Source organism: Methyloversatilis sp. XJ19-49 (assembly GCF_024580145.1).
Lineage (GTDB): Bacteria > Pseudomonadota > Gammaproteobacteria > Burkholderiales > Rhodocyclaceae > Methyloversatilis.
In genome coordinates, this window is the sequence record NZ_JANINI010000016.1 from 77,530 (window position 1) to 90,973 (window position 13,444).

The following is a 13,444-nucleotide window of genomic DNA, read 5'->3' on the forward strand; positions in this document are numbered from 1 at the left end:
ATGCGCCATTCGGACCACCTTTATGATAATGGGTTACCACAAGGCTTCATTCTGAGGTCACGATTCATTCACGGGTCTCACGCATCGTAGCGAGTGATCGCCGGACGCCGACTGGCCCCGCGTCGCCGCAGCACGTCTGCATCTGCAGCGCGTATCACGATCACCGATTGAGATCCTGCATGAACGACAACTCATTCAAGACGCCGGTCAATACGACCCGCCGAAACATGCTGAAAGGTTCGGCCTCGCTGGCCGCTGCGCCCTTCGTCACCACCTTCGGCATGATGGCTGCACGCAACGCCGAAGCCCAGGCCTGTACCCGTCTGACCACAATGGTTGCGAGCCCGTACGGCATCGTGGCACCGGTGGGCGACTTGACGACCGGCCTGCCGCTGCTGATGCTGCCGGCGGGCTTCAGCTACAAATCAATGGGCTGGCGCGACGACATCATGACCGACGGCAGGCTGAGCCCGAACGCCCATGACGGCATGGCCGTCGTGCGCAGCCGCCGCGTCGGCCGCAGCACCGAACTGACCCTGATACGCAACCACGAATTGGGTACTTCGTCGGCACCGCGTCTGGTCAATGCACCGACCTACGACAAGGATGGCACCGGCAACAAGCCGGCCGGCGGCGCCACCACCCTCATCGTGCGCGATGGCAATCTGGTCGAAATCCGCCCCAGCCTCGGCGGCACCATGACCAACTGTGCCGGCGGCGTGACCCCGTGGGAAACCTGGCTCACCTGCGAAGAGAACACCACCGACCGCACCAGCGTCGGCGGCAAGAAGCACGGCTATGTGTTCGAAGTGTGCGCGGATCCGGACGACACGACCGCCCAGCCGATCGTCGACATGGGCCGCTTCCGCCATGAGGCGGTCGCTGTCGATCCGACCACCAGTCACGCCTACGAAACCGAGGACGCGAGCCCGGTCTCCGCACTCTACCGCTTCGTACCCGACAACGATGCAGGCGGCGAAAACACCTATGCCGACGGCGGCAAACTGTACGCCGCCCGCATCAAGCAGATCGTCCGCTCGAGCTACGCCACGGTCGAGGAAGTGAACCAGACCGGCTTCACTTCGCCCTGCGTCGGCGACGAGTACGTACTGGAATGGGTCGAGATTGCCGACCCGGATGCGGCACCGACCTCGGTCAGCGTGCTGGGCCAGAACCGCAACGTCAGCGGCCCGTTCGCCCAGGCCTGGGCAGCAGGCTGCGCCCGAATGCTGCGCGGCGAAGGCATCTGGTATCACGCCGGCAAGGTCTACATCGTCGATACCTCGGCCGGTGGCGAAGGTTGCGTATGGGAACTGACGCTGGCCACGCAGCACGTCAAGGCCATCTACGTGAGCTCGAACCAGCGGGCCGGCAACAATCTGGACAACATCACTGTCAGCCCGCGCGGCGGTCTGCTGTGCTGCGAGGATGGCGGCACCAGCTCGGATGAACTGGGCAATGGCCTGCGCCTGTTCGGACTGGGCAACGACGGTCAGCCGTACATGTTCGCAAAGAGCAATGTGAGCTTCACGGCCGCGCAGTACGCCGCGGCCGGCAAGACCCTGCTCGGCGGGACGGGCAACCAGCTGGGTTCGGAATTCGCGGGCGCCTGCTTCGATCCGACCGGCCGCATCCTGTTCGTCAACAACTACACCCCGGGTATCACGTTCGCCATCACCGGTCCGTGGGCCAAGGGCAATCTGTAACTCATCTTCGTCGCCAGCCATCGCAGGCGGCGCATCGCAGCCTGCATACCGAAAGGACTCACCACCATGAAGAAACTGCTCGCCTCGTACGCCCTGCTTGCCCTCGCTGCCATCCCGGCACAGGCCGCCACCTTCCAGAACGCCGTAACCACCGGCGGAACCGTCGTCACCGACTTCAGCGGCGCCGGCCTCATTTCATTCGACATCGACTTCGCCAACCTGGCGCCGGTCACGCTGAACTATGAAGTCGACGCCGACGACAACGGCTCTCCGATCACCTTCAGCAGCGTCATCCGCAACTTCACCGGCACCGGTATCGACACCCTAGTGTTCACGCTGAGCATGTCGAACTTCGCCAGCGTCGGCAGCGTCACCACCTTCAACGCCAACGCCATCGTCAGCCTGAATGGCGAAGGCAATGTCGCGTCGATCAGCTTCCCGGGCTCGGAATACCTCGACGTCTTCGTCGGCAACCCGACCGGCGAGCCGGGCCGCATCGACTGGACGATCAATTCCAACGCGCTGCGTTCGGGCGATCTGCTGAGCATCACCGCCGCGGTTCCGGAACCCGAAACCTACGCGATGCTGCTTGCCGGTCTCGGCTTGATCGGCTTCGCTGCCCGCCGTCGCGGCTGAGCACGTCAGTAGATTGAAGGGGCTGCCGGCACACTGCCGGCAGCCCCTTTTTCATCTGGCGAGCAATCCGACCTCGCGCAAAAAGTTGTCCACCCGCGCGGTGTAGGCACCGGGCAGTCCGAGTTCTTCATTGATGGCACCGTGCGACTTTGCCAGCGGCAGTTCTTCGATGCGACCACCGGTTTCGCGCACGCGCTGCGCGAAAGCCTTCACCTGATCACAGGCCTGCTTGCGCTGGCTCGAACAGACCGCCAGCCAGGGCGCACCGGGTGCAGAAAGCTGACGCACCGGCGAGGCTGCGGCCCAAAACGTCGGGTCCTTGCCGAAGGCTTCGTCGAACAGGCTGTGATGGCGCTCGCCCATCAGGCGTTCGACATCGAGCGCGCCGCTGTCCAGCAGCACGCTGCCAAGCCACGGCCTGCTGACACGCGCATCGCGCGGAGCCGCCGCGACCAGCGCCACCAGATGGGCGCCGGCCGAATGACCCATCAGCACGACGCGCGACGCGTCACCGCCCCACTCGTGCGCGCGCGCTTGCACGGCTGCCAGCGCAGCGACCACGTCATCGCGCTGCGTCAGCACATCGGCATCGGGCAGCATGCGGTAGTTGATCGACACGACAATCACGCCTGTCGGCAACCAGTGCGCCAGCTTGTTGTCGATCACGCGGCCGTGCGCCTTGTCGCCGCGGCGCCAGCCCCCGCCGTGCACAAGAAACAGGATCGGCGCCTCATGGGCATCGGCAGGGCTGTACATATCCATGCGCTGGTCGGCGTGATCGCCGTAGGCCACATTGCGTTGCACCTTCGTTCCGGCCGGCAACATCGCCGGCGTTCCGGACGTCGCACGCCGCTGTTCCACACGCTCGGCCAGCCGCTCGCGCAGCGCACCAGCTTCGCTGTCGAATGCGATGAACAAGGCACCGAGCGCCAGAATCAATGCTCCGATCAGCTTCATGCCGCACTCCCGTGCCGGATGTCGATGCCGGGTAAACGCCGGCCGGCAGCCGGACTTACGCCAGGCATCAGCGCAGCGCGTAATCGGCCACGATGCCGGCGAACACGACCGCACCCAGCCAGTTGTTGTGCAGGAAGGCGCGGAAGCAGCGTGCGCGGTCGCGCTCGCGGATCAGCGTGTAGTGGTAGGTGGCGATGCCGGCTGCGACCAGCAGGCCGACGTAAAACGGCAGACCGAGGTTTTCCAGTTGTCCGTAGAGGGCCAGCAGTGACAACGTGATGCCATAACAGATCATCACGGCAGCGACGTCGAAGCGGCCGAAGGTAATGGCCGAGGTGCGGATACCGATCTTCAGATCGTCATCGCGGTCGACCATGGCGTACTCGGTGTCGTAGGCGATGGCCCAGAACACATTGGCGGCAAGCAGCAGCCAGGCTTCGTTCGGCACGGTGTACAGCTGCGCCGCATAGGCCATCGGGATGCCGAAACCGAACGCCACTCCCAGCCAGGCTTGCGGAATGGCGAAGAAACGCTTGGTGAAGGGATAGCTCGCGGCGAGGAACAGCGCAGCGAACGACAGCAGGATGACCAGCCGGTGCAGCGGCAGGATGAGGATGAAGGCAAACAGCGCAAGCCCGGCCGCCAGAAGCAGCGCCTCGCGGGTACCGACCTCGCCGGTCACCAGGGGCCGCTTGCGCGTGCGCTCGACATGGCCGTCGAAATTGCGGTCGGCAAAGTCGTTGATGACGCAGCCGGCGCTGCGCATCAGCACGGTGCCCAGCATGAAAATCCAGACGATGAAGGGCGACGGGTTGCCGCCGCCGCTGACCCACAGCGCCCACAATGTTGGCCAGGCGAGCAGCAGGATGCCGATCGGCTTGTCGAGCCGCATCAGGCGTTCCCAGGCATTGAGCCGTGCCAGCAGATTCATGGCGCAAGCTCCGCGATCGCCGGGAGGAACACCTCGGTCACCAGCAGCGGCCGGCCCGCCCGCAGGAACAACGAGCGGCGCGCCCACAGTGGTGCATCCGTCACGATGCCGGCGGCGCGTACCCGCCGGTACAGCGGGTGACGGTCGTCGAGCCGGCGCACCGACAGCGGCGAACGCGCAATGCGCGCGTCGGCGAACAGCAGTTCTCCGAGGGGCCGCACGCCGACACCGGCGAACATGTGCCAGGCCCCGGTCACGTCATGCAGGCGCACCACGCTGTGCGCGAACACCACCGGGACGCCGTCGGCGTACAGCAGCACGTCACGCACGCGCACCCGGCGCGCCGGTGCCACGCCGAGCAGCGGCGCTTCGTCGCGTTCGCCCCGCGCGGCGCACTGGCGCAGCGGCCGCACCGAAAAGGCGCGGCAGCGCGCGCGGATGCGCGACGTGAGCGAGTGCGGATCGGTGAGCCAGCCGCGCAGGGCGGACGGCATGAACAACGCCGGCGCGTGCCATGCAGCGCCAGCTGGATGAAGGGACATGGAACGGACGCAGAACTTGACCTGCGCGCATGATAGCCGCGCGCAGGTCAGACTGCGCATCAGGCCGCCTTGAGCGGCCCGTGGTCGTCGCAATGCGTGCCGTGCGGATGATGCAGGTGGCCATCGACCAGATAGTCGACATGATCGCCGTGCGGCACGGCGTCGTGCCCGCAGCCCGGTCCATGTACGTGGTCGGCCGCGTGGGCGGCGCACTGATGCTGCGGTGTGCAGGCCGCCGGATTGGTCGCACTGACCGCCACGACGTGTTCGTCGACGTGGTCGCCATGCACATGGTGCAGGTGACCGTCGTGCAGGTAATCGACGTGGCCGTCGTGGCTGACCGCACGATGACCGCAGTTCGGGCCATGCTGGTGATCGTGGTGCGCGTGTTCGGTGCAACTCGTCATTCCCGTTCTCCTCTGGCAGACGTCACAGTCCTGAGTCTATCCCGGACGCGCATTCGTTCCAGCGATGCGGATCACGGATGCGAGAGCCGCGATTCGATATCAGGGATCCGTGCTGTCGCGCTCGGGCGCCTTCATCGGCGCGCGATCGTCGTCCATCATCATCCGATGAGCCGGCCCTTCGAGATCGTCGAACTGCCCGCTGCGTGCCGACCAGACGAAAACGATGCCGATGCCGAGCGCGATCAGCACCGACAGCGGCACCAGCAGCCACAGGATGTCCATCAGCCGGCGCCCTTCATCCGTTGCCCCGGCGCTGCAGACGCAATGCGTTGAGCACCACGGCGAGCGAACTGAGCGACATGCCGACGCCGGCCATCCAGGGCGTGATCCAGCCGAACATCGCCGGCGGAATGGCCAGCATGTTGTAGGCAAAGGCCCAGCGCAGGTTCTGCCGCACCACCGACAACGTGGCCTGCGCGGTATCGAAGCCGCGGGTCAGCGCCGCGAAACCGGCCGACAGCAGCACCATGTCGCCCTGCGCGCGTGCCAGTTCGGTGCCGCTGCCCATGGCGACCGACACCTGGGCCTGCGCCAGCACCGGCGCATCATTCACGCCGTCGCCCAGCATGGCGACCACGGCGCCGTTGGCCTGCAGTGCCTCGATGAAGGCGCGCTTCGCTTCCGGACTCATGCGCGCGTGCGCGTCGGCGATGCCCAGTTCGCTTGCCAGGGCTGCCACCGGCGCTGGTGCATCCCCCGACAGCAGCGTGACCGCGATGGCGCGTTCGCGCAGTCGGGCCAGCAATTCGGGCGCGCCGCTGCGTACCGTGTCGATCAGGTCGAAGCGGGCGATCAGGCCCTCGTCGTCGCCCAGCCAGACGGGTGTCGCCGTGCCCTCCGGCACGTCGGGCAGCGCGCAGCCCGCCGCCGCGCAGACAAAATCGGCGCGACCCAGACGCAGCGTGCGGCCCTGATGCAGGGCCTGCACGCCCTGCCCGGTCACGGCTTCGAGCCCACTCACCGCCGGCAGCGGTGCATCGCCCGCGGCCTGCCTGAGCGCGCGCGCGATCGGGTGGGTGGAATGCTGTTCCAGCGCAGCGGCCAGCGCGTGCGCATCGGCTGCGCCTATCTCTCCGAACGGCACGACTGCCTGCACATGCATGTCTCCGGTGGTCAGCGTACCGGTCTTGTCGAACACCACATGCGTGACGCGCGCCAGCGTTTCGATGGCGTGCGCACGGGTGACCAGCAGGCCGCTCTTCGACAACACGCCGGTCGCCACGGTGAGTGCAGCCGGTGTGGCCAGCGACAGCGCGCACGGGCAGCTCACGACCAGTACCGACACGAACACCCACAGCGCCCGCGCCGGCTCGATCCACAGCCAGGCCGCCGCCGTGATGCAGGCCAGCACGATCAGCGCCGACACGAAATGCAGCGCGATGCGGTCGGCGAACTGCACCACGTCGGGCCGGCTCGCCGAGGCGCGACCGATGAGCCGGCGGATGGCCGCCAGGCGCGTCGCCTCCCCCACCTGTTCGACCTCGAGCACCACAGGCGAAGCGATGTTCAGGCTGCCGCCGACCACGCGATCACCGACGCCGCGCGCCTGCGGTTTCGATTCGCCCGTCAGCAGGCTCTCGTCAACCTCGCTGCGCCCGTCGACCAGCCGGCCGTCAGCCGGAATGACTTCGCCGGCCGCGACGACAACGTGATCGCCGACGACCAGTCGAACCACCGGTACCGCCTCGGTCGCCGTGGCGGGCCAGGCGGTGAAGCGCTGCGCCAGTGCCGGCATGACCTGCGCCAGATTCTCGACGCCGCGCACCGCATGCTGGCGCGCCACCAGTTCCAGATAGCGGCCCGCCAGCAGCAGGAAGACGAACATCGTGACCGAGTCGAAATACACCTCACCCGAGCGCGTGACCGTCGCCCACAGACTGGCAGCGAACGCGCAGCCGACACCGAGCGCGACCGGCAGGTCCATGCCGACGCGGCGCGCCATCAGGTCGCGCCAGGCGCGCGAAAAGAAAGGCGCGGCCGAGTAGAACACCACCGGCGCGGTCAGCACGAGGCTGGCCCAGCGCATCAGTGCGGCGATGCTGTCAGACAGTTCCAGCTCGCCGGCGACGTAGGCGGGCCACGCATACATCATGACCTGCATCATGCCCAGACCTGCGACTGCGAGCCGCCACAGCGCGTCGCGCCGCTCGTTGCGCGCAACCGACTCGGCGTGCGCCCGGTCATTAGGCCAGGCCTGGTAGCCGATGTCGGCGACCGCCTGCAGGATGGCGGACAGACCCGTGATCGCCGGATCCCACACGACGCGGGCGCGGCGCGTGGCGTAATTGATGTCCAGCGTCAGCACGCCCGGCAGCCGCCCGACGTGCTGCTCGTTGAGCCACACGCAGGCGGCACAGCGGATGCCTTCGATGATCAGGAGCGCTTCGCGTGCGTCGGCACACTGCGCGTGCGCCACGCTGCGCACGAAATCCGCCTGCACTTCCGGCAGGTCATAGACCGACAGGTCACGCCCGCCGCCCGCCTCGGGCGCGACTTCGGGCAGCGCATCGCGATGGCGGTAGAACTGTTCCAGCCCGCCGCTGCTGATCGCTTCCGCGACGGCGGCGCAGCCGGCACAGCACATCGGGCGCTCCTGACCATCGATGCGCACGCGGTAGCGCGGTGCGCCATCGACCGGCAGCCCGCAGTGATAGCAGGGCAGCGCTGCAGGTTCGGCAGACAGCAACTGGGCGACGGATTCGGGGGCGTTCATGCGCACCATTCTAGAAGACCGGCTCCGGACGGGGCATGACGTGCATCAAGCAGCTTTCCGGCCTGCTCTGCAGGCGGCCGTGCAGGGCCGGCAGTGGATCGCCGCCCCCACAGTACGTCACTTCTGAGCCGGTCATCGTGCTTGCTCCGTGGTGTGTCAGCGAACAGACCGCGCGGAAAGAGGCCCTTACCGTGCAGGGCATCAATGTGCGGGCGAGCACCGACCTGTCTGCGATTCCGGCGAAGATTCAACACATGGACACGAAATGACTCAATTCACTGCAGCAAATCCAGAAGCACAGATCGATCGCCGGGTATTTGCCGGCGGCGACGTCGGCGCTTCGCGTCCCGTCGCAAGCGCCGTGGCCTGGGGCGCAATCGTCGCCGGCGCGGCGGCGGCGGCTTCGCTGTCGCTGATCCTGCTCATCCTCGGCACTGGGCTGGGCTTGTCTTCAGTTTCGCCATGGTCGCAGCAGGGCATCAGTGCCACCAGCTTCGGAGTATCGACCATCGTGTGGCTGACCCTGACCCAACTGGTCGCTGCGGCGATCGGCGGCTACCTTGCCGGGCGGCTCCGGACGCGCTGGGCCGACGTTCATTCCGACGAAGTGTACTTCCGCGACACCGCGCACGGCTTCCTTGCCTGGGCCGTCGCAACGCTGGTGACCGCCACCTTGCTGACCTCGGCAGTAGGTTCCGTCGTCGGCAGTGGCCTTCAGGCCGGCAGCACGGTTGCAGCGGGTGTCGCCACCACCGTGGCTGCGTCGGCCGGGGCGGCCGCAGGAATGGCTCCGGACGACGCCGGAGGGTCGATACGCTATTTCGTCGATTCCATGTTGCGCCGTGACGCCACCCCGAACAGCGCGGCAACGGAAGTCGATGGCATGACAGAACCGCTGCCCGAGCCGGCCCGCCTGAGCGCGGAAGAGGCGTCCGAAGTCGGTCGCATCTTCATGAACGCGTCCAGAACCGACGCGCTGCCGCAGGAAGACGTCCGTTATGTCGGCCAGATCGTGGCGCAACGCACCGGCCTGTCGCAGCAGGACGCCGAGAAGCGGGTGACCGACATGTACGCCCGCGCGCAGGCCACGGTGCGTGAGGCGGAAGCAACTGCCAGAGCCGCCGCCGACACGACGCGCAAAGCGACGGCCTACGGCGCGCTGTGGCTTTTCGTTTCCCTGCTGCTCGGCGCGTTCGCGGCCAGCCTGGCCGCAACCTTTGGTGGCCGTCTGCGCGACGACTGACCCCTGCATTCAACACACGACTTAGCGAGGCTGCCATGCGTTCGATCCTTCTGCTGCTGCTCGGCATTCCCATCCCGATCATCATCCTGATCGCGATCTTCATGTGACGTTTTCACCGCTGTGCGAACCCTGAAAGGCTCCCCATGACCACCATCACGAAAACCAGTTCGGGCAAGAAATCGAGTGCGCCGCCGAAGGACGCGATCGCCCTGCTCAAGGCCGATCACGAGGAAGTGAGCGGCATGTTTGCCGAATACGAGAAGAAGCGAACGCCTGCCACCAAGATGGCGCTGGTGAAGGAGATCTGCACCGCGCTCAGCGTGCATGCGCAGATCGAGGAAGAAATCTTCTACCCCGACGTCAAGGCAGCCTTGAAGGACAAGCTGCTGGTGCCCGAAGCGACGGTCGAACATGCCGGCGTCAAGGATCTGATCGCCCAGCTGGACGGTGTCACACCGGATGGCGAAATGTATGACGCGAAGGTGAAGGTGTTGTCCGAATACGTGAAGCATCACGTCAAGGAAGAGCAGACCGAAATGTTCCCAAAGGTCAAGTCGTCGTCTCTTGACCTGGTCGAACTGGGCACCCGGATGGCCAGCCGCAAGGCGGACCTGCTGGCCGCCATGCACTGAAGCATTGGCTGCTGCGGCGCGGCTTCACGTGCGCCCCGGCAGGCGCAGTGGTTACAGCATGACCATGCGCGACTTGGACAGCGGCGGATTCTTTGCGAGGTAGCGCTTGATGCCGCGCAGGATGGCCTCGGCCAGCTTGTCCTGGTAGACGTCGTCGGTCAGCCTCTTTTCTTCTTCCGGGTTGGAAATGAAGGCGGTTTCGACGAGGATGGACGGCACATCCGGCGCCTTCAACACAGCGAAGCCGGCCTGTTCGACATGCGGCTTGTGCAGCGTGTTGACGCCGCCCAGTTCGCCCAGCACGGCACGACCGAGCTTCATCGAATCGTTCATCGTCGCGGTCTGCGACAGATCAAGCAGGGTCCGCGCGAGATACTTGTCCTTCACGTCGAGATTGACGCCGCCGATCAGATCGGCCGAATTCTCGCGTTGCGCCAGCCAGCGCGCCGCCGAACTGGTCGCGCCGCGGTCGGACAGCACGAACACCGAACTGCCGCGAGCATCCGGCCGCACGAAGGCATCGGCGTGAATGGACACGAACAGGTCGGCACGCACGCGGCGGGCCTTTGAGACCCGCGTACCCAGCGGAACGAAATAGTCGCCGTCGCGCGTCAATACGGCGCGCATCGTGGGATCGGCATCGATCTTGGCGCGCAACCGCTGCGCCACTTCGAGCGTGACGTTCTTTTCGTAGCTGCCGCGCCGTCCGATCGCACCCGGATCTTCGCCACCGTGGCCGGGGTCGAGCACGATGGTGACCAGGCGGCTCACATCACCCGCGTCTTCGGCCGGTGACGTCTTCGGATCGGCCTTGATGTCCGCTTTCGCCGTCTGTGACGGCGGGTCCTTCACGGGCGTCGACTGCGAAGGCGCATCCGGCTGGTCAGGCGTAGCCTCGCCCTCGTACACGATGTCACCGCGACGCGCGAGCTGCATCAGCGGGTCGACCAGATGCTGTGGATAGACGTCCATCACCAGCCGGTGGCCGTACTGCCCGACCGGCGCCAGGGTGAACACCTGCGGCTGAACTTCGGTCTTCAGTTCGATCACCAGCCGGATCACGCCCGGTTTGTTGCGGCCAGCGCGGATCACCTTGAGGTAGGGGTCGGCGTCGGAAATCTTGCCCGGCAGCGTGCCCAGCACATTGTTCAGTTCTAGCCCTTCGAGATCAATGACAAGGCGTTCCGGGTCCTTGACGAGAAAGTGCGAGAACTTCAGCTCGGCGCGGGATTCCAGCGTGATGCGGGTGTACTCGAGGGCCGGCCAGACCCGCACCGCCACCAGCGAAGACAGTGCGGCCTGTCCGGCGGGGCTGACCGACAGCAGCAGTGCAGCGCCGGAAAAGCCGAGGAAATTGCGTCGACTGAGACCGTCCGCTAGATTCGGTCGTGTCGAACGAGGTGCTCTAGACATGCGCGTCCCGCTTCGCTGCAGGCGGACAGATGCGCACGACGCGCATCGCCGGCGACGGCGAGCGCGATGCGCAGATCGGGGGGCGGCAGATGGCCGCCGGCCTTGTCCGGCCACTCGACCAGACAGACACCGCCGACCGGGCCGGTTTGCCCGAAATACTCGTCCAGACCTGCTTCAATGAATTCATCAGGGTCCGCGAAGCGATAAAAATCAAAGTGATACAGAGGGAAGTTTAAGCTAGAAATAGCATAAGATTCAAGCAATGTGAAGGTCGGGCTTTTCACCTTGCCGGTATGGCCCAGCGCGCGCAGCACGCCACGCACCAGAGTGGTCTTGCCGGTGCCCAGGTCACCTTCGAGAAAGAGCGTCAGTCCGGGACGCAGGGTCTCGGCGAGACAGGCGCCTAGCGCCTCAGTCGCTTCGGTATCGGCAAGATCGATGCTGAAAAAGTCGGTCATGGACGGGTTGATGCACGCAAAATCGGAGTTTCGCCATTATCAGCCGCCGGCCGCCTTGCCCGGAATCCATCGCCACTGAAGCACGATGCGGCGCCAGCACCGTTTCAAACTCGATCCATGCCCGCTCGTTCGACTTCACCACCGTCCCTGCCCTGTTCGCCCGATGAACTGGCTGCGCGCATCCGCGAATGGGGTCAGGCGCTGGGCTTCGCTTCGGTCGGCTTCGCCGGCGTCGATCTGGGCGACGCGGAAACCCGGTTGATGGAATGGCTTGCCGCCGGTCGCCACGGCGACATGCACTATATGGAACGGCACGGAACGACACGCGCACGGCCGGCCGAGCTGGTGCCGGGCACGCTTTCGGTCATCAGCGTGCGCCTGCCGTACTGGCCCGACCCGCAGCAGGCCGCCGACGCACAGGCCGTACTCGAAGACCCCGACGCCGCCTATGTGTCGCGCTACGCGCTCGGCCGCGACTACCACAAGGTTCTGCGCGCCCGACTGCAGGCACTGGCAGATCGCATCGAAGCGCTGGTAGGTCCGTTCGGCTACCGCGCGTTCACCGATTCGGCACCGGTCATGGAAGTGGAGATCGCGCGCCGCGCCGCACTGGGCTGGCGCGGCAAGCACACGTTGCTGATCCATCGAGACGCCGGCTCGCAGTTCTTCCTCGGCGAGCTGTATACCAATCTGCCGCTGCCGGCGGACGCCCCGCAGCCTGACCACTGCGGCACCTGCACACGTTGCATCGACGTATGCCCGACCGGCGCAATCGTCGCGCCTTATCAGTTGGACGCACGACTGTGTGTGTCCTATCTGACAATCGAACTCGACGGCCCGATTCCCGAGCCGCTGCGACCGGCGATCGGCAACCGCATCTATGGCTGCGACGACTGTCAGCTCGTCTGCCCCTGGAACCGCCACGCCCAGCTTGCCGTGGAACCCGATTTCGCGGTGCGCAACGGACTCGACCGGGCGTCACTGACCGAACTGTTCGCCTGGAGCGAAGACGAATTCGACACGAAGCTTGCCGGCAGCGCGATACGTCGCATCGGCCATGTGCGCTGGCTGCGCAACATCGCCGTCGCGCTCGGCAACGCGTCAGGCACTGCATCGAACATCGCCGCCCTCGCTGCGCGCGCCGACCACCCCTCGGCCATGGTGCGAGAGCACGTCACCTGGGCGCTCGCCCGACAACATTCTCCGGATTCCCAGCATGACTGAGCCCCTGAAAACCGAACGATTCGATGAGCTCGAGGCGCGCATCGCGATGATGGACGACCTGCTCGATACGCTGAACCGCACCGTGTTCGACCAGCAGCGCCAGATCGAATCGCTGCAGCAGCAGCTGCGCCATCTTTACCAGCAGATGCAGTCGTCGCAACAGCCCGACGCTGACCGCAGCGCCGACAGCCCCGACCCGAGACAGGACATTCCGCCGCACTGGTGACAGCGGAGCGACGGGAGCAAGCCCTTGCCGGACCGCTGCGCGGTACAGGAAAACTCCGTTGGAAGGGGCGTAGTGCGGGAGTTGCAAGTGGGAGCGGGTGCTGTCGGAGCGTCCTGTGGGAGCGGCGGCCTCGCCGCGATCGTGCCGCGACCATCGCCGAGCAAAGTGCGTATCGCGGCGAGGGCGGAGCGGTAATACCGTTCAGTTAAGGTCTTTTTTCAGAACGCGGACGGTGTAGCGCTTTGGCCGGGCTTTGACAACACGGGGGCATTGACGCCCCCGTCGTTTTTCGACGA

General features: G+C 66.0%; 15 protein-coding genes. 7 read left to right on the plus strand and 8 right to left on the minus strand.

The window, feature by feature from the left end; all coding sequences use genetic code 11:
• Positions 1-179 precede the first annotated feature (179 nt).
• Both NMQ16_RS17060 and NMQ16_RS17065 read left to right on the plus strand, forming a co-directional pair.
• A complete protein-coding gene (locus NMQ16_RS17060; protein WP_257082148.1) occupies positions 180-1,706 on the plus strand; it encodes a PhoX family phosphatase in 1,527 nt (508 codons plus the stop codon).
• A gap of 66 nt (positions 1,707-1,772) precedes the next feature.
• Positions 1,773-2,342 carry an FxDxF family PEP-CTERM protein gene (locus tag NMQ16_RS17065; protein ID WP_257082151.1) on the plus strand — a complete coding sequence of 190 codons (570 nt, stop codon included), beginning with the start codon at positions 1,773-1,775 and terminating at the stop codon, positions 2,340-2,342.
• Between the two features lie 51 nt (positions 2,343-2,393).
• Here NMQ16_RS17065 and NMQ16_RS17070 read toward each other — a convergent pair whose 3' ends face one another.
• The 6 genes from NMQ16_RS17070 to NMQ16_RS17095 all read right to left on the minus strand — a co-directional run bounded on the left by NMQ16_RS17070 (position 2,394) and on the right by NMQ16_RS17095 (position 7,952).
• Positions 2,394-3,299: an alpha/beta hydrolase gene (locus NMQ16_RS17070; protein ID WP_257082152.1), complete on the minus strand. Its 906-nt coding sequence runs from the start codon at positions 3,297-3,299 to the stop codon at positions 2,394-2,396.
• A gap of 67 nt (positions 3,300-3,366) precedes the next feature.
• Positions 3,367-4,230 carry a 4-hydroxybenzoate octaprenyltransferase gene (gene ubiA, locus NMQ16_RS17075; RefSeq protein WP_257082153.1) on the minus strand — a complete coding sequence of 288 codons (864 nt, stop codon included), beginning with the start codon at positions 4,228-4,230 and terminating at the stop codon, positions 3,367-3,369.
• Positions 4,227-4,724, minus strand: a complete 498-nt coding sequence (locus NMQ16_RS17080; protein ID WP_257082154.1) for a chorismate lyase — start codon at positions 4,722-4,724, stop codon at positions 4,227-4,229. Before NMQ16_RS17080 ends, ubiA begins: the two co-directional genes overlap by 4 nt.
• Positions 4,725-4,831: 107 nt before the next feature.
• Entirely contained in the window at positions 4,832-5,179 is a 348-nt protein-coding gene (locus NMQ16_RS17085) for a hypothetical protein (RefSeq protein WP_069039604.1), read from the minus strand.
• 99 nt (positions 5,180-5,278) lie between these two features.
• The gene (ccoS, locus tag NMQ16_RS17090) at positions 5,279-5,461 is read right to left on the minus strand and encodes a cbb3-type cytochrome oxidase assembly protein CcoS (protein WP_257082156.1); all 183 of its coding nucleotides are present in this window, start codon (positions 5,459-5,461) and stop codon (positions 5,279-5,281) included.
• 13 nt (positions 5,462-5,474) lie between these two features.
• Positions 5,475-7,952 carry a heavy metal translocating P-type ATPase gene (locus tag NMQ16_RS17095; RefSeq protein ID WP_257082161.1) on the minus strand — a complete coding sequence of 826 codons (2,478 nt, stop codon included), beginning with the start codon at positions 7,950-7,952 and terminating at the stop codon, positions 5,475-5,477.
• A 35-nt stretch (positions 7,953-7,987) separates the two neighbouring features.
• Here NMQ16_RS17095 and NMQ16_RS17100 point away from each other — a divergent pair, with 35 nt between their 5' ends.
• The 3 genes from NMQ16_RS17100 to NMQ16_RS17110 all read left to right on the plus strand — a co-directional run bounded on the left by NMQ16_RS17100 (position 7,988) and on the right by NMQ16_RS17110 (position 9,827).
• A complete protein-coding gene (locus tag NMQ16_RS17100; protein ID WP_257082162.1) occupies positions 7,988-8,221 on the plus strand; it encodes a hypothetical protein in 234 nt (77 codons plus the stop codon).
• Positions 8,218-9,195, plus strand: coding sequence for a hypothetical protein (locus NMQ16_RS17105; RefSeq protein ID WP_257082163.1), 978 nt, complete (start codon positions 8,218-8,220; stop codon positions 9,193-9,195). The genes NMQ16_RS17100 and NMQ16_RS17105 overlap by 4 nt, the downstream gene beginning before the upstream one ends.
• A gap of 143 nt (positions 9,196-9,338) precedes the next feature.
• On the plus strand, positions 9,339-9,827 hold the full coding sequence (locus NMQ16_RS17110) for a hemerythrin domain-containing protein (RefSeq protein ID WP_257082164.1): 489 nt from the start codon (positions 9,339-9,341) through the stop codon (positions 9,825-9,827).
• A gap of 51 nt (positions 9,828-9,878) precedes the next feature.
• On the opposite strand, the gene NMQ16_RS17115 is transcribed toward NMQ16_RS17110, so the two are convergent.
• Positions 9,879-11,240 carry an N-acetylmuramoyl-L-alanine amidase gene (locus tag NMQ16_RS17115; protein WP_257082165.1) on the minus strand — a complete coding sequence of 454 codons (1,362 nt, stop codon included), beginning with the start codon at positions 11,238-11,240 and terminating at the stop codon, positions 9,879-9,881.
• Entirely contained in the window at positions 11,204-11,698 is a 495-nt protein-coding gene (gene tsaE / locus NMQ16_RS17120) for a tRNA (adenosine(37)-N6)-threonylcarbamoyltransferase complex ATPase subunit type 1 TsaE (protein ID WP_257082166.1), read from the minus strand. Before tsaE ends, NMQ16_RS17115 begins: the two co-directional genes overlap by 37 nt.
• A 117-nt stretch (positions 11,699-11,815) precedes the next feature.
• Between tsaE and queG the strand changes: the two genes are divergently transcribed.
• Both queG and NMQ16_RS17130 read left to right on the plus strand, forming a co-directional pair.
• A complete protein-coding gene (gene queG, locus NMQ16_RS17125; RefSeq protein ID WP_257082167.1) occupies positions 11,816-12,922 on the plus strand; it encodes a tRNA epoxyqueuosine(34) reductase QueG in 1,107 nt (368 codons plus the stop codon).
• Positions 12,915-13,148 (plus strand): SlyX family protein, encoded by a 234-nt coding sequence (locus NMQ16_RS17130; RefSeq protein WP_257082168.1) that lies wholly within the window; start codon positions 12,915-12,917, stop codon positions 13,146-13,148. Before queG ends, NMQ16_RS17130 begins: the two co-directional genes overlap by 8 nt.
• The last annotated feature ends 296 nt before the right edge of the window (positions 13,149-13,444 follow it).